Origin of the sequence: Aureimonas mangrovi (assembly GCF_014058705.1) — a bacterium.
In the GTDB taxonomy this organism is placed as follows: domain Bacteria; phylum Pseudomonadota; class Alphaproteobacteria; order Rhizobiales; family Rhizobiaceae; genus Aureimonas; species Aureimonas mangrovi.
Genome location: NZ_CP059692.1, coordinates 1931079 through 1946417 on the forward strand (window position 1 = coordinate 1931079; position 15339 = coordinate 1946417).

Below are 15339 nucleotides of genomic sequence, written 5' to 3' on the forward strand. Positions count from 1 at the left end.
GCTACTCGACTGTAACCGACTTCGCTAGGTTGCGCGGCTGGTCGACATCGGTGCCCATCTGCACGGCCGTGTGGTAGGCCAAAAGCTGTAGCGGAACGGTGTAGACAATGGGGGTCAGAATGTCCGGCATGTCCGGCAGGACGATCGTCTCGGCGGCATCCACTGCGCCCGAAGACGCGCCGCGTTCATCGGTGATCAAAAGGATGCGCCCGCCGCGCGCTGCGACCTCCTGCATGTTCGAGACCGTCTTCTCGAACAGGCGGTCATGCGGAGCGACGACGACGACAGGCATGTCCTCGTCGATCAGCGCGATAGGCCCATGCTTCAGCTCACCCGCCGCATAACCTTCCGCGTGGATGTAGCTGATTTCCTTTAGCTTCAACGCGCCTTCCATCGCGATCGGATAGGAGGAGCCGCGCCCGAGGAACAGCGCATGGCGATAGGTCGCCATCTCGCGCGCGATGGTCTCGATCCGATCCTCCAGAAGGAGCGCCGCGTTGATGAGACGCGGCGCTTCTGCAAGCGCTGCAGTGAGTTCCAGCTCCTGCGCCTCGGTAAGAACTCCGCGTTCGATGCCGGCTCGCACGGACATCGCGGCGAGCGCCATGAGCTGGCAGGTGAAGGCCTTGGTGGAGGCGACGCCGATCTCAGGCCCGGCCAGCGTCGGCAGCACGATGTCGCTCTCGCGCGCCATCGTCGATTCCGGCACGTTCAGGATCGACGCCGTACGCAGGCCCATCTCTTTGGCGTAGCGCAGCGAGGCAAGCGTGTCGGCCGTCTCGCCCGACTGAGAGACGAAGAGCGCCAGATCGACGTCATCGAGCGGGCTCTCGCGATAGCGGAACTCGGACGCGACATCGAGATCGCAGGCGATTCGAGCATAACGTTCGAAATAGTACCTTCCGACATGGCCGGCGAGAAAACCAGTGCCGCAGGCCGAAATCGCCATGCGCTTCACAGCGGAGAAGTCGAGCGGCTGGCCGTGCGGGGCGCGCGTGCGCCCCGTCGTCATGTCCACGAAGGCGCCGAGCGTGTGCCCGACCACTTCGGGCTGCTCGTAGATCTCCTTCTGCATGAAGTGGCGGTGATTGCCCTTGTCCACGTAGAAGGCTTTGCCCACGGCGCGCCTCAGCGGCCGGGAAACTTGTGCACCGCTCGCGTCGTAGATCGTCGCACCGCCGTTATCCAAGACAACCCAGTCGCCGTCCTCCAGGTAGCGCACGGCGTCGGTGAAGGGCGAAAGCGCGATGGCATCCGAGCCGAGGAACATCTCGTCCTGCCCCTCGCCCACGGCCAGCGGCGAGCCCTTGCGTGCGCCGATCAGGAGAGCCTCCTCACCGTGGAAGACGAAGGCGAGCGAGAACGCGCCCTCCAGCCGCTTCAAGGTCGACTGGACGGCGTCCCTGGGCGATGCGCCGCGATCGAGCTCGCGCGTGGCGTAGACGGCAACAGTCTCGGTGTCGGTGTCGCTCTCGAACGAATAGCCATCGGCCGACAGCTCGGCCTTAAGTTCGCGGAAGTTCTCGATGATCCCGTTGTGCACGACCGCCAGACGCTTCGTCGCATGCGGATGCGCGTTGCGCGTCGTCGGCGCGCCGTGCGTTGCCCAGCGCGTGTGTCCGATGCCGATCGTGCCCGGCAGGGCATCTTCGGCCAGCACTTTCTCCAGATTGACGAGCTTGCCCTCCGCGCGGCGGCGGTCCAGCACCCCGTCATGCACCGTTGCGATGCCGGCGGAATCGTAGCCGCGATACTCCAGGCGCTTCAGCGCATCGACGAGACGCGAGGCGACGTCGCTTCGGCTAACGATTCCGATGATACCGCACATGGGCAAGGCTCCGGCTGGGACGCGTGACAAATCAGGGCGATGCCCCATAAATCACGGAGCACGCAACGACGCTGATAGATTTTGATGTCTGAAGATTACCGCCGAGCGAACGTCACTTCGCGTCTGCCTTCGCCTTCCTGGCGGCGGCGACACGCTCCCTGATCTCGCGCCCGCGCCCCTCCTTCGTCACCTGACGCCCGCGGCCGATTGCCAGCGCGTCCGCCGGCACATCGTCGGTCAAGACGCTGCCCGAGCCGATATAGGCGCCATCGCCGATCGCAATCGGCGCGACCAGCGAGGAGTTGGAACCGACGAAGACGTCCGCGCCGATATCGGTGTGGTGCTTGTTGGCGCCATCGTAATTGCAGGTGATCGTGCCGGCGCCGATGTTGGCGCGAGCGCCGACGCGCGCGTCGCCGATATAGGTCAGATGGTTGACCTTGGCCCCCGGCTCGATCTCGGCATTCTTCGTCTCGCAGAAATTGCCGATCTTCGCGCCTTCGCCGAGTCGCGTGCCCGGTCGCAGACGCGCGAAAGGGCCAACCGAGGCCCCGGACGCGACCTTTGCCCCCTCTAGATGCGAAAAGCCGTGAATCACGACCCCCGAAGCGACAGCGACGCCGGGACCGAAGACGACATTGGGCTCCACAACAACGTCCTCGCCGATCTGCGTGTCGAAGGCAAGGAACACGGTTTCGGGCGCAATCATCGTGACGCCCGCCAGCATCAGCTCGCGGCGCCGCCGCGCCTGCCATAGCGCCTCGACGGCCGCGAGTTCCACGCGCGTATTGACGCCGAGAAGCTCGGAGGCGTCGGCCTCGATCGCCCGTACGCGATGCCCCTCGCCACGGGCGATCTCGACGATGTCCGTCAGGTAGTACTCTCTTTTGGCGTTGGCGTTGCCGATCTTCTCAAGGAGCGCCAGCGCGAGGCGTCCGTTGAGCGCCATCACGCCTCCATTGCAGAAATCGACCCCGCGCTCTTCCTCGCTCGCGTCCTTCTCCTCGCGGATGGCCAAGAGTTCGCCGTCCCGCGTCAGGAGGCGGCCATAGCCGGTCGGGTCGGGCGTGCGGAAGCCGACGACGCAAACGGCCGCGCCATCGACCACCTCGGCGCGCGCCCGCGCCAGCGTTTCAGCAGCGATCAACGGCGTATCGCCGAAGAGGATCAGGAGATCGTCGTGGCCCGCCTCGATCGCCTCGCGAGCGGCCAGCACCGCATGGCCGGTGCCGAGACGCTCCGTTTGAAGATGCACGGACACGTTCGCGGCGTGGCGCTTAACGGCAGCCTCCACCGACCCTGCGTCACGCCCGACGACGAGGGCAACGGCCTGCGATCCGGCAGAGCCTGCGGCGAGGACGGCGTGGCCGACCATCGGCAGCCCGGCCACCTCGTGCAGAACCTTCGAGCGCGAAGACTTCATGCGCGTTCCCTCGCCGGCGGCGAGCACGATCGAAAGGCAGCTTCTCGTCATCGGCGACAGGTCCTCGGGTCGGCGTCAGCCGATCATCTGCAGAGCGGGAAAGGTTTCGAGCAGCCAGAACGACATCGACTGGATGCTGCCGGTCAGGAACAGGACGCCCGTGACCACGAGAAGCCCGCCCATGGCCTTCTCGATCGTGGCGAAATGTGCCCGCACGCGTGAGACGGCGCGCAGGAAGGCGCCCGAAAAGGCAGCCGCGAGCACGAAGGGAATGCCGAGTCCGGCCGAATAGAAGCCGAGCAGGACGGCACCTTCCCCCACCGTCTGCTGCGTGCCGGCAAGGCCGAGGATCGCCCCGAGGACGGGGCCGATGCAGGGCGTCCAGCCGAAGGCGAAGGCAAGCCCCATCAGATAGGCGCCGAGGATCGACCTCGGGCGATCGGGCGCGGTGAGCCGTGCCTCGCGCAACAGAAGCCCAATGCGGAAGACGCCGAGGAAGTTCAGCCCCATCACGATGATCGCGATCCCGGCAAGAATCCCGAGCCAGTCGAGATTCTGACGCAGTACCTGCCCGATCGTCGAGGCGCCGGCCCCGAGCGCGACGAAGACGGTGGAGAAGCCGAGGACGAAGACGAGAGCGGTGCCGACGAGGCGCGCATAACTGCGTGTCGGTAGGTCGACACCTGAGCGCAGGTCTTCCGCCGAGACGCCTGCCATGTAGCACAGATAGGGTGGGACGAGGGGCAGGACGCAGGGGCTGAGGAAGGACAGCGCGCCCCCGAGGACAGCCGTCGGGTAGGAGAGCTCGATCAAGAGAACGGCCCTCTCGATCCAAGCGTGGCCAGGGCTGCGGGGTGCATCATGGCGCCGGTTCTATCGCGGCGCCGCGCGAGCGGCAATCGCTCCCGCGCGGATTGACCGCGACGGCTGCCAAACCTATGGTCCGCGCCGACTCGGTGGTTCCCTCACGGGCCGGAGAGCGCGTAGCTCAGTTGGTAGAGCAACGGACTTTTAATCTGTAGGTCCTGGGTTCGAGCCCCAGCGCGCTCACCATTCTTTCAACAGCGTTATCAAAGACTTGGCGGGTCGTCAGTTTACTACGGCGGCGGCTGGCAGTCTGCCCATGTTGCAACTCATTACCCTTGATTTACCGGCGATTCCCTACATCGTCGGCATCTCCGCGCGACATGGATGCGACATGGGCGGCCGCCCTCTGGCGTCGGCGGCGGGGCTGCGTGGTCGGCGAAACGGACCGCGCAACGGCCTCCCGGATTCGCGGATAATTGGCCTCGCCCATGGCTCAGACCGCCGGCCGAACCCACCTAGCGGCCAGCGTTCGACGAAGCTGTCGCCGTCGACGGACGACGCGCGGGTGATCGTCGCTTGGGCAGCGAGGACGATGGTGCGCACACACGAGCCGGACGGCCCCTACACGAAGTACGGCGTTTTCCTCGATGATCTCTCGCCGACGGGTCGTGCGAAGCGGCACCTCTTCCGCACGGTTGATCCGCGCGCAGCCGGGCTACAGTCGTCGAGGGAAGGTCTGAACGCCTGCTTTGAGCGCGACACGCTGGTGCTCGCTAGCCAAGGTCTTGGCGTCACACCGCTGGCTCGGCGGCGAGCCGGCGCGCATATCGGCCGTCCACGGCCGGCGTGAGGTGACGCTGATGCTCGAGCATCTGGCCGGCATGCGAGAGGTGCGCGTGTCGTCGAGCATGGTGCGGCGGGCCGCGTAGCAGCGGCGGCTTGTTCCCGTGAAACGGCACTCAGGCGGAGAATAAGGAGAACTTAAGCGAATGGTCGCCACCCTTGTCATACTCGCGCAAGCTGTTTAGGCCATGCCAACAGAGAGCAATTCGCTCGCGACATAGGCCCACTTCCGAGGGGAAACAGCCATGCTTCGGAAGCTGAAAGTCACACGCTTCAAGTCGATTTACGAGCATGAGTTCGACTTTGGTCGCATCAATTTGCTCGTCGGCTCCAATGGGTCGGGCAAATCAAATCTCCTCGAAGCCCTTGGTGTCCTTTCCGCAGCGCTGTCGAGCGGGCTCGATAGCGTTACCTTGGATTTGAAGGGGGTGCGCCTCTCTCTTCCACACATTTTCAAATCCGCCTTCAAAGGCTACGACCTTCCGAAAACATTTCGCCTTTCTGCTGAGTTCGACCACGGCCGGTACGAGTGCAGCATCAGTTCCAGCCCATCGAGAACCAACCTCGAGTTCACGACTGAAGCGCTCTATTGCGGCGACAAGCAAATCTTCGGGCGCGGTCCGCACGGCGTCAAATTGCATTCTGTCGCTAACCAGCTCCCCAGTTTTCGCAAGGACTCCATCTCGAAAACCCGAAGTGTCTGGAGCGTTCTCAGACCGCTGGTCGAGATACCGGAGGAGTTCCGCTTGGAGCTCGATCACTTTGCCGGTTATGCGATCTATGCGCCTCAGACGGCCGTAATGCGCGGCTTGGCGATCGATTCTCGGGTTGTCGAGCCACTTGGATTAACCGGGTCCGGGCTGGCCTCAGCGTTCAGCACATGTTTGGACTACAAACGTTCCGAAGTTCAAAAACTTATCAACATTATCTGGGAGCCGGGTTGGGCGGATCGTGTTCAAACTGGCGAATTTGACGCCAACATCGTTCCCGGCCAAGTGAGGTCGGAGGGAGTTCTCCTCTACATTCGCGATAAGTATATGAAGAGCGGCCGAAATATGCTTAGCGCCTTCGATGCAAGCGAAGGAACGCTGTATTTAATATTTGTCGCAACTCTTCTGGCTCACCGGGAAACACCGAACAGCTTTGCACTTGATAATGTCGATGGTACCCTTAATCCACGACTAGTTAGAACACTCGCAAAGCATCTCATCGACGTCGTCGGCGATCCTGATACGCCGACTAAACGACAGTCATTTATGACGTCGCATCATCCGTCCTCGTTGGATAGCTTCGACATCTTCGAGAATGACCAGAAAATATTCATCTGCCATCGGAGCACTGATGGGGACCAGGGCGCCTTGGGGCGCTCTCTATTTCGGACGCTTCAACCGCCGGAAAACACCGATAAAGCTCAGTGGATACAGCGCCATCAAGGCAAGAAGCTGTCTGAGCTTCTGCTGACAGAACGTATTCGGGACGCGCTTTGATGGTGAACGTTGGATTAGTCGTCGAGGGTCCACACGATGTCATCATGCTCCGCCCCATCATCGAATACGAGTTCAAAGAACGGTGGAGCGAAGACGTCAATTTCATTCCCATTCAGCCCGTGCAGGATGCTTCTGGCGCATACGGGAATGGGGGGTGGACGAGGGTCATGGCGTGGTGCCTGGCCAATTCTGGCGCTAATTTGCAGAGCCTATTCGAGCCCTTGTTCGCTGGCGACCCTCGCCTCGACGTCATACTAATCCACCTTGATGGCGACGCGCTCGACCTAGTCCGAAATTCGGTCCAATGCTCGCTACCTCCCTCGAACGCCACAGTTCCGGACCGGATGGCCGGCTTGGAGACAGCTGTGACTTCGTGGCTGCAACCCGACCAAGACTTACGAAAGCGGTTGATCTTGGCGTTTCCCACCATGCAGACGGAATGCTGGATTCTCGCTGCGGAGGGACATGCTCAAACCAGTGAGGCGATTAATGCGAAAGTCGTGTTCCGAGCTAACCATCGCGCTGATCGTTCGGTAACTCCGCTTTACAAAAAACGTGTCCGAGACGCAGCAGCAGGTTTCGCCAACATCAGCCAACTATGCCAAAGCTATGCGCATTTCGAAGCAGGCGTCGCATCGACCGAGTGGTGATCCATACATGGGCCTGATGCAGCAAGAGCAGAGGGCGTCGATCTACCACCCTCTTCGCTGACCGCGCGCGACCCTCTCCCTCTAGCGGATTTTAAGGCGCTCTACGGTGATAGGGTTGAGGCGCCGCGCTGACTTATCATTTGCGGGAGGGTGGCAAGCGCTCGACAAATGACGCCCACGCCTCCATGAGCTTGCTCCGTTTCGCCAGTGCGTCGCTGCGCCGATAGGCGCGCTCGGTTTCGTCGCCGACCGCGTGGGCGAGTGCCTGCTCGGCCAGGTCGCGGGGGAATGCGGTCTCGTTGCCGCACCAGTCGCGGAACGACGAGCGGAACCCGTGGACGTTGACATCGACCTTCATCCGCCGCAGCAGCATGTCCATCGCCATGACGGAGAGACGCATGCCGACCCCCTGACCTGGGAAAACGTGCTCGTCGATGCGTGCTTGAACGCCCAGCATGCCCGGCAGATCTCAGTACGGTTTCGCATCACGCGCATAAGTTCGCGGATCGCCGACTGGCCCTTCGTGTGGGAGTAGAGGTTGCACATAAGGGCAGCCTACTCCGCGTCTGCCAACTCGATCCAGACAGGCGCGTGATCGCTCGCGCCCTCTTCGCCACGAACGTCGCGATCGACGCCGCCAGCCATGAGGCGCGGAACAATCTGTGGGCTGAGGAGAAGGTGGTCCAGCCGTAGCCCCTTGCCCTGCGGCCAACGCTGACGCTTGTAGTCCCAGAACGAGAACATCGGCTCAGCCGGGTGAAGCTTACGGATCGCATCCGTCCATCCCGCGTCGGTCAGGCTCCGGAACGCTGACCGCGGCTCCGGCTGCGTCAGGGCGTCGTCGTTCCAGGACTTGGTGGGGTAGATGTCAAGATCGGTCGGAACGACGTTGTAGTCGCCTGCGAGCACGACCGGGACCTTCGCGTCCATCAACTCGCCAGCATGGCGGACGAGTCGATCGAACCAAGCGAGCTTGTAGTCGAACTTCGGGCCAGGTCGCGGATTGCCGTTAGGGAGGTAGATCGATGCGACGATCACCCCGTCGTAGGCGGCTTCGATGTATCGGCTCTGTGTGTCGCTATCACCGCCGGGGAGTTGGTCGCGGGTGAGGATCGGCGTCTTGCCGCGACCGAGGATCGCCACCCCGTTCCACTGCCGTTGGCCCTTCCATACGGCCTCGTAGCCGGCGCTCGACAAAGCCTTTTGCGGGAAGGCGTCCTGCGCTGCCTTCAGCTCCTGAAGGCAGACAAGGTCCGGCTCGGCCGCCTCAAGCCAGGCCAACAGGTTTGGCAGCCGGCGGTTCACGTTGTTGATGTTGAACGTCGCGATCTTCACAGCAGCTCTCGCTTTGTCCGCTATGGTAGCGTCCAGACGCACGGAGACCACGAATGCCCGCCAAGACCCTCTACATCGTTCAGCAGTTCGAGCGGCAGGGGAAGAAGCTCGTCGCCGGCCGCCAGATGGAGTTCCCGTCGGCGCAGGCCGCCGTCGCCCGTGCCGATCGTGACGCAGAGCGGGTGGCTGGCGTCGTCGCCATCACGCAGACGGTGGACACAGACACGGGCGAAGTTCTGGAGGAGCCGGCCGTACTGGCGCGGCACGGCGAGCTGCCGGCGGGGATGTTCGGGGATGATTGAGCCGCGCATCTCTTAGAGGTTCGTTTTGCGTGCTCACTGTGGAGGTGGCGCGTGGACGGATGCCAATGAGCACTTCAAAAACGCGAATCCGCCCCCCCCCCGAATTAACACTTCCTTAGATCGTCGCTGGTAATCCCTCTTGACGAGAGTACGCCATTGGCATAGTTGAGCAGCAGCTGGGGGATCGTTAGCAGCTCAAGCCAAAGGAAATGGCGTCATGTTGGAGTTGGTGCGTATTGCCCGGGGGGGACATGTCTACCCGATCACAATCGCTGAAATGCAGGGTTTTGATCGCGATATCAGTTCACTGCTTTCCGAAGATGAGCGCAGCGCTCTCGTAGAGCACATAGCACTGAACCCAGAGGCGGGTGTCGTCATTCCTGGGACTGGCGGAATTCGCAAACTTCGATGGATGGGGGCCGGAAAGGGTAAGAGTAAAGGAATTCGGATCATCTACTTTTACCACGACCTAAACATGCCCGTGTTCCTGCTTGCTGTTTATAGCAAGGGTGAGAGATTGAGGTTGACTAAGGTTGAGGAGCGAGCAATGGCGAAAATAGCGGACAGTATCCGTGACGAATACGCTAGGAAGCGGAGTAGGAGGTGCGATGTAGGCGGGATTGCTTAAATCCCTTTCGCCGAGAGGCATATATAAATTTAGGTCAAAACCAATGTCTGGCGCTAAGATTATCGACGGGCTGAATGACGCCCTCGCGTATGCAAGAGAGGAAAAAACTGCTGCACGCGTTCGCAACGTACGCGTGCCCGATAGTATTGATGTTAAAGCCGTTCGAGACAAACTACGTATGTCTCAGAGCGAATTTGCTATGCAGTTCGGGATACCATTAGCGACAGTTCGAAACTGGGAGCAAGGCCGGCGACGGCCTGAAGCGATGGCCCGCGTTTTGCTGCAAATTATAAATAACGACCCCGACGTGGTTGAGAAATTGTTGGCGGTTGGATAATAGTAGCATCCGCATAGGATTTCTGCGCCCGCCCACTGCGAAAGACATTCCTATGAGTGCTTCATCATTTTTTGCGGTAAACACGCTTAGCCTGTTTCTCGCATTCTCTGCATTGATCCTTGCGCTGCGTAAAATGGACAGCTGGGGCTGGTTTCTGTTCGCCGCCCTGCTAACCTTTAGCGGCGCAACAATTCTCGGCAATCAGGCTGAAGCAGTTGAAAGCGCGCAACGCCATGGACAAGCGGCGCATCCACATCTCGAGCTGAACTCGCTGTGACAGGTGGCGCAAAGACCGAGCCATGCATCGGGACGCCGATCACCCTGACCGAACAGCGAAAGTTGCTGGGGTGAGAGCGGTATTGCCTGACTGGATCAGAGTGATTTAACTCCTACCCAACCGTGCGAAATGGTCACTACCATCCTGTCAGCACTTCTGCGTCTCTCGTTTGGTACGTCCGCGTAGCAGCTGACGCTCTTACAGGGCGTAAAGCGGGCCGTCTCGACAACGGTCAACATCTACCCCTCCCTCGCCTGCCCCACCGCTGCCGGATCGATCTCGGCGAAGCTCGCGAACTGCATCACCGTCGGCTCGTGCGCCAGGATGAAGTCGAGGAGTGCGACGAAGAAGGACGGCTTCTCGGCCTCGGCGCGGAGCTGGTCGGCCTGGTAGCCGGACAGGTCGAGGAATCGGCGCATCAGGACCGGATCGGCGGCGAGAAAACTCAGCGCGGCGATGCCGATGGCGGACGGGTCGGAGGTGTGGCGGTCGCGTATGGGCATGGCGCTATCTCCAGCAAGATCGCGATGACCTATAGACGGCAAGCACAGCCCCGTGAAAGATGCTGGCAACGACCGAACGCAGCCGACGGTTACAGAATCACTACGGCGCGACAGCGAAGCTCTTATGCGCCTCTCCGACCTTACCCTGCCCCAGGCGGTGGTTCTCGCGACCCTCGACCGCGAGCGGCCGGACGTCGATCGAATGGGCGAAGAGATGTTCGCAATCGACGAGGGCTTGGTTCAGACGATTGACGATCTGGTGAAGCTCGGCCTTGCTCAGTGGGTAATCGGGCCCAGCATGAAGGCGTGGTTCATGCTGACGGACGAAGGGCTGCTCGTTCGCGATGGAGCCGCGGCATGATCCGCAAAGGCAATCTGCCTTCGAAGTCCTGCCTGCACGGCGGGCGGCCGATGGTCTGGCGCAAGGCGTGGGCCAAGAACTGGGAAGAGGTTCGGTACTGCTCGGATCGCTGCCGACGTGAAGCGAAGGCTGGGCGCAAGGAAGCTCTATCATCGTGAAAGCCCTACGCCGTCGCGACGCGCTCGATCTGGTACGCAAGGCCTGCAACGAGGCGCAGATGAGCGGCGAAGCTGACCAGTCACGCTGGATTTACCTCTTCGACCGGCAAGTGGCGTCGGCGAGCAAGAAGAGGCCCGAGGCCACCCGTAGCTATCGCGTGAAGTTGCGGCACGAACTCCTCGAACAGCTCGCATCGCTGGAAGGTGATGCGCTTTACCTACCGCACCATACGACCGATCCGGGCTACCAAGTCAGTATTAAGCTCTATCGCGCCTTCATCCGCCTACTCGACCGTCGGATAAGCGAGAGTACGTCTGCTTAAGTACCGGATCTATCGACGAGCCTCGCTCAGAGCGCCTTGATTGATCCTTCGCGCGCCATACAACTTGAGGACCGACGCATTCACGGTCGGCAGTGTGGATGGCGTCATGGAAACGATCGAGCGGAACGCGGTAGCATCGGCAGAGGTCGCCGTCCTGCAGGCTGAAGCTCGCCTTGCGCGTCAGATCCATTTCCTCGCGCAGATGGCTGAGGACGCCTGCTACGTAGAGCGTGATGCGCTGGAGCGAAGCATCATCGACCGGCGGCAGACGCTGACATTCTTCGAAATGAAACTCCAGGCGGAACGTGAGCGATGCCGCACGCTTATGGCCTAGCCGGAGCGAGCCTCGACGAACAACGGAGGCATGGTGTTGGAGAAACAGAAAGCTTCGAAGTCGTCTCTGTCGATCATCGCCAATTTGACCGCGCTTCTTGTGCTCTGAGCTTTGCTAGCCGGCGCGGCTGCCTTTTTCTTGAGCTAGCTTAGCCCGACGCCCGCACCAAGCCCTCGGCGCATTGTTGAATTATCGAGCGCAACTGAGCCTCATCGAACGGTTTGGCGACGACGGCGAAATGGCGCCCCGCGATGAGCCTTTCGGTGACGGATGGATCGTTCGCATAGCCGCTGATCAGAATGCACCGTGTGCGGTAGAGATCGAAAAGCTCGTTCGACAGATCGATCCCGTCTACACCATCGCTGAGGCTGATATCCATCAGCGCGATGTCTGGCCGCTCACGGGCTGCCGCGGCTCTCGCTTGATCCGCCGTGAAGGCAACTGCGGTGTTTGCGTACCCGACTTCCTCTACCACCGCCTCGATATGCATAGCGATGACGGGTTCGTCGTCGACGATGAGGATGCAGGGCGACATGCGGATTCCATTCTGGATGCGTGCCGTTCTCTTACGAACACCAGCCGGTTTCCGCTAGGTCGGCAACGATAGATTTCCTGCGGAGGTAAAGAAGAACCCGCCGTCTCTAGGGAGACGACGGGCTTGGAAGGGAGGGAACTTGCGTGGCTTGTGGTAATGAACCACTGCGGAGGCGATTGGTTCCTATCGTCCGGTTTCAGCCAGTCACTGCTTCCAGAGCGTCGTGCGATCCTAAACTGATCGGCCAGCCTCGCACCAGTATCCTTCTGCAAACTTACGTCATCGTCGGATTGTTCGCCCGACTGCCTCCCAAGGCTGACGTCGCCCGTGGTCCAACTCCTCCTGCGACGTGATCGGCTTGCGTCCTGTGGGCCGAAGAGTATGAGGTGGATAAATGTCCGCCCTTCTCCTGATCCGTCTGACGTACTCCTCAAGCCTCCGCCCGACCGTGACCCCGGACGAAATCGACGAGATCGTGCGACGGTCGGACGTCAGCAATCGTCAGTTGGGAATCTCCGGAATGCTGGCCCTCGACGGTGGTCGCGTTTGCCAAATCCTGGAGGGCGCCGAAGCGGGGGTTCAGTCTCTTTACAGGCGGATCGAACGCGACAAGCGGCATGAAGGCGTAGTCGTCATCGACCAGCGGCCGATCAAGTCCCGCGCGTTCGCATCGTGGGGAATGACGCGGCGATCAATGGCCGATGCTGCGATGGTCGCTCTCGCAGCGGACTGATAGGAGAGCAGGATTACGACGCCTGAGCGCAATCGCGCCGGCGTCCAACTTCATCCATCAAACGTCCACGCGTCTCAGATACCGATGCTCGATCCGCTTCAACGAGAACGGACCAAACGGTCGATGCCGACCTAGAGTTGATCTCTGCCTTATTGCCGTCAGAGGTTCGTTTCCATCTGTCGCATTCGTCGACCATCACCAACAGAGAAAGCTCGTCGAGCGAAGACAGGTCGTTGATCTGCACGTCGACGACCGCGTGAGGGAGATGGGAACGATGTGGCACTTCTTCGTCCGAGCTGATCTGCGCTGGGACCATAAAGCGGGGGCACATTCTTGGGTTCCGACCGCTGAGCAATATAGTGACGCCGTCAGGGTTGGGGCGGCCCCGCTACCCCGCGCCGAGCCTCGAGGCGGTCTATGCGATCCCGCATGTCCATCATCGCATCGCGCGCGCCGTAGATTCCGGCCTGCTGCGCTTTGATCTCGTCGAGCTGTCGCTGCTTCTCGCGAAGCTGCTCGTCGTAGGAGAGGAAGACGCGATCGAGTTCGTCGCGCGGGACCAGGCGTGTTTCGACGCTATCGACGCGAGCGTTGGCGTTGCCGAACTTTTCGTTGTTCTCGGTGCGCGAGACGATCCGGTTGTTCTCGTAGGTCGCCTTGAACTCGTTGAACGAAGAGACCCCGAGCGTGCCGGCTCGCAACTCGATGATGTCGCGGTCAAGTCGCATCTGGGCCTGCTGGATCGGCATGTACGCCATGCCGCCGATGACGACGACGATCGTCACCATGACGCCTAGGCCGGTGAAGATGATGCCCCACTGCGGCTTACCGCGCTCGTCGAGTTTCGTGATCAACGAAGACAGCTGCCCGCTAATCCCTTGGACCGACTGCTCGAGCCCGGAGACACGTTGCGATAGGGCGGCGAAGCGTGCCTCTTCCGAATACCCGTTGCCGTTCGACATCCCGGCCTCCATTCCCTTATCCGGCATTGGTCAATCGGCGTTTCGCGGAGCGATGTAGACCGCCAGGAAGCCGATGGCAGCGTAGGTCGCGTTGGCCACGATGACGCCCCACCACGGCATTGCCGCGGTCTGCTCGGTGGTCATTGCAATCATGCCGACGTTGCCGGTCATCATGCCGGCGATGGCGCCAGCGATACCCTTCGATACGGTTCCGATGTTCATGCTCGCTCCTCCAGGGCCGCGCGCAGCCGGGCGGTGTCCGCCTCGATCCGCGCCAAAATGTCGAAAGGGGTCTCTGCCTCTCCTCCCGCCGCAGGAGCGTCGTCCCGTTCCGGCCAGTTCTCGCGCTCGCCGCCGGGCGCGACGTCGGCCGTCTCCAGTGCTTTCGTCAGCACGGCGCGCGTGGCTGGCCCCACGACGCCGTCGGCCTTCACGCCGAACTTGCGCTGCGCGTCCTGCACCGCCTTGACCGTCTTTGGCCCGAAGCGGCCGTCCACCGGGCCGGCGTCGAAGCCGAGCGCGAGGAGATCGGCCTGCAAAGCGCGGATGGCCTCGCCCTTCGAACCGGAACGCAGGATGGCGGATGCAACGAGATCCATGACCTCTCCTCCCGAATGCTTAGCGAAAGCGGTGGCGAGCTTGGTGTGATAGGCATTCCTGGCGTAGCCCGGCCCGTTGTAGCGTCGGGCAAAGGCGTGCCAGTCCTGCCGGCGCATCGCAGCGTCGAGGCCCCATGCGGCGATCAGCCGGCACATGCCCTCAAGCTGCTCGCGCTCGCCGGCCATGAAGGCTTCGACCATCACCCGCGGGCCGGAAAAGCCCGTGTCGGCGTGGTTGGAACCGAGGATCTGCGGCAGGCCCCACGAGCACGCCTTCAGCCCGGCCGGGAAGTCGATCTCGATGGCGCGAGCGAGCCGGGCGTACTGCGCGTTGGACCCGGCCGGATACGGTTTCGCTCCCCATCTCGCGTAGGCAAGCCCCTCACGCACCGCCTGATCGCGTCTCGCCCCGGCGCCGAGCTCGGCGTAGAAGCGATGTGGTTCGAAGAGTATGATGGGCCGGCGCAGGGCGTCGAAGCCCGAGCCTCGCGCCTCCACCTCCATCACCGCGAGCAGCGCGGCCGTCGGTACGTTGATCAGGCGCGCAGCAGCGCCGACGTCGCCTTGGGCAAGGCGGCGCCCTGTGCCGATGAAGTTCATCGGTCCATCCACTTCTTTTCGTTGGAGATGCGCTACATCGCTCGAAGGTGCGTTCGTTGGGGGAGAGCGCTTTGCGAGACAACTTCACGGGTGAGAAGCGCGGGCGGTTTTCGCCGACGCGGCTGATGGTCGTCGGCATCATCCTTGCCGTTTTGGCGGGCAAGCTCGGGGCGATGGTGTTCGACCCGGATCACGAGTGGACACATGCGGTGGCCAAGAACATCAGCGACATCTGGGACGACGTTCCGCCGAGCGGCTGATATGAAAAAGGCGCCTCGCGGGCGCCGGTGTCGGTCAGGTTGTGGGCGCGGCCG

At 61.8% G+C, this 15339-nt stretch carries 22 protein-coding genes, 1 tRNA gene and 1 pseudogene; 14 read left to right on the top strand and 10 right to left on the bottom strand.

What is annotated here, in order from left to right; genetic code table 11:
• Nucleotide 1: 1 nt before the first annotated feature.
• From glmS to H1343_RS09195, 3 genes are all read right to left on the bottom strand, one after another.
• On the bottom strand, nucleotides 2-1828 hold the full coding sequence (gene glmS / locus H1343_RS09185; protein WP_185982629.1) for a glutamine--fructose-6-phosphate transaminase (isomerizing): 1827 nt from the start codon (nucleotides 1826-1828) through the stop codon (nucleotides 2-4).
• Nucleotides 1829-1940: 112 nt separating this feature from the next.
• Complete coding sequence (glmU, locus tag H1343_RS09190) at nucleotides 1941-3302, bottom strand: bifunctional UDP-N-acetylglucosamine diphosphorylase/glucosamine-1-phosphate N-acetyltransferase GlmU (protein ID WP_185982630.1); 1362 nt, start codon at nucleotides 3300-3302, stop codon at nucleotides 1941-1943.
• A 24-nt stretch (nucleotides 3303-3326) separates the two neighbouring features.
• Nucleotides 3327-4064 (bottom strand): cytochrome c biogenesis CcdA family protein, encoded by a 738-nt coding sequence (locus tag H1343_RS09195; protein ID WP_185982631.1) that lies wholly within the window; start codon nucleotides 4062-4064, stop codon nucleotides 3327-3329.
• Nucleotides 4065-4228: 164 nt separating this feature from the next.
• Here H1343_RS09195 and H1343_RS09200 point away from each other — a divergent pair.
• The 4 genes from H1343_RS09200 (at nucleotide 4229) to H1343_RS09215 (ending at nucleotide 7038) form a co-directional block, all read left to right on the top strand.
• Nucleotides 4229-4304: transfer RNA gene (locus tag H1343_RS09200), tRNA-Lys, on the top strand.
• A gap of 70 nt (nucleotides 4305-4374) precedes the next feature.
• Nucleotides 4375-4908: a hypothetical protein gene (locus tag H1343_RS09205; protein ID WP_185982632.1), complete on the top strand. Its 534-nt coding sequence runs from the start codon at nucleotides 4375-4377 to the stop codon at nucleotides 4906-4908.
• Between the two features lie 238 nt (nucleotides 4909-5146).
• On the top strand, nucleotides 5147-6388 hold the full coding sequence (locus tag H1343_RS09210; RefSeq protein WP_185982633.1) for an AAA family ATPase: 1242 nt from the start codon (nucleotides 5147-5149) through the stop codon (nucleotides 6386-6388).
• Nucleotides 6389-6432: 44 nt separating this feature from the next.
• Entirely contained in the window at nucleotides 6433-7038 is a 606-nt protein-coding gene (locus H1343_RS09215; protein ID WP_185982634.1) for a hypothetical protein, read from the top strand.
• A 136-nt stretch (nucleotides 7039-7174) separates the two neighbouring features.
• On the opposite strand, the pseudogene H1343_RS09220 reads toward H1343_RS09215, so the two are convergent.
• Nucleotides 7175-7471: pseudogene (locus H1343_RS09220) on the bottom strand (tyrosine-type recombinase/integrase); the annotation flags it as partial.
• A 122-nt stretch (nucleotides 7472-7593) separates the two neighbouring features.
• The gene (locus H1343_RS09225; RefSeq protein WP_185982635.1) at nucleotides 7594-8373 is read right to left on the bottom strand and encodes an exodeoxyribonuclease III; all 780 of its coding nucleotides are present in this window, start codon (nucleotides 8371-8373) and stop codon (nucleotides 7594-7596) included.
• A gap of 53 nt (nucleotides 8374-8426) precedes the next feature.
• Here H1343_RS09225 and H1343_RS09230 point away from each other — a divergent pair, with 53 nt between their 5' ends.
• From H1343_RS09230 to H1343_RS09245, 4 genes are all read left to right on the top strand, one after another.
• Nucleotides 8427-8675: a hypothetical protein gene (locus tag H1343_RS09230; protein ID WP_185982636.1), complete on the top strand. Its 249-nt coding sequence runs from the start codon at nucleotides 8427-8429 to the stop codon at nucleotides 8673-8675.
• A 217-nt stretch (nucleotides 8676-8892) separates the two neighbouring features.
• A complete protein-coding gene (locus tag H1343_RS09235; protein ID WP_185982637.1) occupies nucleotides 8893-9303 on the top strand; it encodes an addiction module toxin RelE in 411 nt (136 codons plus the stop codon).
• A gap of 43 nt (nucleotides 9304-9346) precedes the next feature.
• Nucleotides 9347-9640: a NadS family protein gene (nadS, locus tag H1343_RS09240; RefSeq protein ID WP_185982638.1), complete on the top strand. Its 294-nt coding sequence runs from the start codon at nucleotides 9347-9349 to the stop codon at nucleotides 9638-9640.
• Between the two features lie 52 nt (nucleotides 9641-9692).
• A complete protein-coding gene (locus H1343_RS09245) occupies nucleotides 9693-9917 on the top strand; it encodes a hypothetical protein (RefSeq protein WP_185982639.1) in 225 nt (74 codons plus the stop codon).
• 239 nt (nucleotides 9918-10156) lie between these two features.
• Here H1343_RS09245 and H1343_RS09250 read toward each other — a convergent pair whose 3' ends face one another.
• Nucleotides 10157-10420, bottom strand: a complete 264-nt coding sequence (locus H1343_RS09250; RefSeq protein WP_185982640.1) for a DUF3572 domain-containing protein — start codon at nucleotides 10418-10420, stop codon at nucleotides 10157-10159.
• A gap of 124 nt (nucleotides 10421-10544) precedes the next feature.
• Here H1343_RS09250 and H1343_RS09255 point away from each other — a divergent pair, with 124 nt between their 5' ends.
• The 4 genes from H1343_RS09255 to H1343_RS09270 all read left to right on the top strand — a co-directional run bounded on the left by H1343_RS09255 (nucleotide 10545) and on the right by H1343_RS09270 (nucleotide 11596).
• Entirely contained in the window at nucleotides 10545-10781 is a 237-nt protein-coding gene (locus tag H1343_RS09255; protein WP_185982641.1) for a hypothetical protein, read from the top strand.
• Nucleotides 10778-10939, top strand: a complete 162-nt coding sequence (locus tag H1343_RS09260) for a DUF2256 domain-containing protein (RefSeq protein WP_185982642.1) — start codon at nucleotides 10778-10780, stop codon at nucleotides 10937-10939. The genes H1343_RS09255 and H1343_RS09260 overlap by 4 nt, the downstream gene beginning before the upstream one ends.
• Complete coding sequence (locus H1343_RS09265; RefSeq protein ID WP_185982643.1) at nucleotides 10936-11262, top strand: hypothetical protein; 327 nt, start codon at nucleotides 10936-10938, stop codon at nucleotides 11260-11262. The genes H1343_RS09260 and H1343_RS09265 overlap by 4 nt, the downstream gene beginning before the upstream one ends.
• A 106-nt stretch (nucleotides 11263-11368) precedes the next feature.
• Nucleotides 11369-11596, top strand: a complete 228-nt coding sequence (locus H1343_RS09270; protein ID WP_185982644.1) for a hypothetical protein — start codon at nucleotides 11369-11371, stop codon at nucleotides 11594-11596.
• A gap of 148 nt (nucleotides 11597-11744) precedes the next feature.
• On the opposite strand, the gene H1343_RS09275 is transcribed toward H1343_RS09270, so the two are convergent.
• Nucleotides 11745-12131 carry a response regulator gene (locus H1343_RS09275; RefSeq protein WP_185982645.1) on the bottom strand — a complete coding sequence of 129 codons (387 nt, stop codon included), beginning with the start codon at nucleotides 12129-12131 and terminating at the stop codon, nucleotides 11745-11747.
• Between the two features lie 394 nt (nucleotides 12132-12525).
• On the opposite strand from H1343_RS09275, the gene H1343_RS09280 reads away from it, so the two are divergent.
• The gene (locus H1343_RS09280; protein WP_185982646.1) at nucleotides 12526-12864 is read left to right on the top strand and encodes a BLUF domain-containing protein; all 339 of its coding nucleotides are present in this window, start codon (nucleotides 12526-12528) and stop codon (nucleotides 12862-12864) included.
• A 368-nt stretch (nucleotides 12865-13232) separates the two neighbouring features.
• On the opposite strand, the gene H1343_RS09285 is transcribed toward H1343_RS09280, so the two are convergent.
• From H1343_RS09285 to H1343_RS09295, 3 genes are all read right to left on the bottom strand, one after another.
• Nucleotides 13233-13718 carry a hypothetical protein gene (locus H1343_RS09285; protein ID WP_185982647.1) on the bottom strand — a complete coding sequence of 162 codons (486 nt, stop codon included), beginning with the start codon at nucleotides 13716-13718 and terminating at the stop codon, nucleotides 13233-13235.
• A gap of 138 nt (nucleotides 13719-13856) precedes the next feature.
• Complete coding sequence (locus H1343_RS09290) at nucleotides 13857-14048, bottom strand: hypothetical protein (RefSeq protein WP_185982648.1); 192 nt, start codon at nucleotides 14046-14048, stop codon at nucleotides 13857-13859.
• Nucleotides 14045-15025: an N-acetylmuramidase domain-containing protein gene (locus H1343_RS09295; protein ID WP_185982649.1), complete on the bottom strand. Its 981-nt coding sequence runs from the start codon at nucleotides 15023-15025 to the stop codon at nucleotides 14045-14047. Before H1343_RS09295 ends, H1343_RS09290 begins: the two co-directional genes overlap by 4 nt.
• Nucleotides 15026-15096: 71 nt before the next feature.
• Here H1343_RS09295 and H1343_RS09300 point away from each other — a divergent pair, with 71 nt between their 5' ends.
• Nucleotides 15097-15285 carry a hypothetical protein gene (locus H1343_RS09300; protein WP_185982650.1) on the top strand — a complete coding sequence of 63 codons (189 nt, stop codon included), beginning with the start codon at nucleotides 15097-15099 and terminating at the stop codon, nucleotides 15283-15285.
• Nucleotides 15286-15339 lie beyond the last annotated feature (54 nt).

Excerpts from the sequence above, each read along its gene's own strand:
- glmS (WP_185982629.1), bottom strand. The coding sequence starts at position 1,828 with ATGTGCGGTATCATCGGAATCGTTAGCCGAAGCGACGTCGCCTCGCGT.
- H1343_RS09230 (WP_185982636.1), top strand. The coding sequence starts at position 8,427 with ATGCCCGCCAAGACCCTCTACATCGTTCAGCAGTTCGAGCGGCAGGGG.
- H1343_RS09215 (WP_185982634.1), top strand. The coding sequence starts at position 6,433 with ATGCTCCGCCCCATCATCGAATACGAGTTCAAAGAACGGTGGAGCGAA.
- H1343_RS09260 (WP_185982642.1), top strand. The coding sequence starts at position 10,778 with ATGATCCGCAAAGGCAATCTGCCTTCGAAGTCCTGCCTGCACGGCGGG.
- H1343_RS09205 (WP_185982632.1), top strand. The coding sequence starts at position 4,375 with ATGTTGCAACTCATTACCCTTGATTTACCGGCGATTCCCTACATCGTC.
- glmU (WP_185982630.1), bottom strand. The coding sequence starts at position 3,302 with ATGACGAGAAGCTGCCTTTCGATCGTGCTCGCCGCCGGCGAGGGAACG.
- H1343_RS09270 (WP_185982644.1), top strand. The coding sequence starts at position 11,369 with ATGGAAACGATCGAGCGGAACGCGGTAGCATCGGCAGAGGTCGCCGTC.
- H1343_RS09275 (WP_185982645.1), bottom strand. The coding sequence starts at position 12,131 with ATGTCGCCCTGCATCCTCATCGTCGACGACGAACCCGTCATCGCTATG.
- H1343_RS09235 (WP_185982637.1), top strand. The coding sequence starts at position 8,893 with ATGTTGGAGTTGGTGCGTATTGCCCGGGGGGGACATGTCTACCCGATC.
- H1343_RS09250 (WP_185982640.1), bottom strand. The coding sequence starts at position 10,420 with ATGCCCATACGCGACCGCCACACCTCCGACCCGTCCGCCATCGGCATC.
- nadS (WP_185982638.1), top strand. The coding sequence starts at position 9,347 with ATGTCTGGCGCTAAGATTATCGACGGGCTGAATGACGCCCTCGCGTAT.
- H1343_RS09290 (WP_185982648.1), bottom strand. The coding sequence starts at position 14,048 with ATGAACATCGGAACCGTATCGAAGGGTATCGCTGGCGCCATCGCCGGC.
- H1343_RS09295 (WP_185982649.1), bottom strand. The coding sequence starts at position 15,025 with ATGAACTTCATCGGCACAGGGCGCCGCCTTGCCCAAGGCGACGTCGGC.
- H1343_RS09245 (WP_185982639.1), top strand. The coding sequence starts at position 9,693 with ATGAGTGCTTCATCATTTTTTGCGGTAAACACGCTTAGCCTGTTTCTC.
- H1343_RS09210 (WP_185982633.1), top strand. The coding sequence starts at position 5,147 with ATGCTTCGGAAGCTGAAAGTCACACGCTTCAAGTCGATTTACGAGCAT.
- H1343_RS09255 (WP_185982641.1), top strand. The coding sequence starts at position 10,545 with ATGCGCCTCTCCGACCTTACCCTGCCCCAGGCGGTGGTTCTCGCGACC.
- H1343_RS09280 (WP_185982646.1), top strand. The coding sequence starts at position 12,526 with ATGTCCGCCCTTCTCCTGATCCGTCTGACGTACTCCTCAAGCCTCCGC.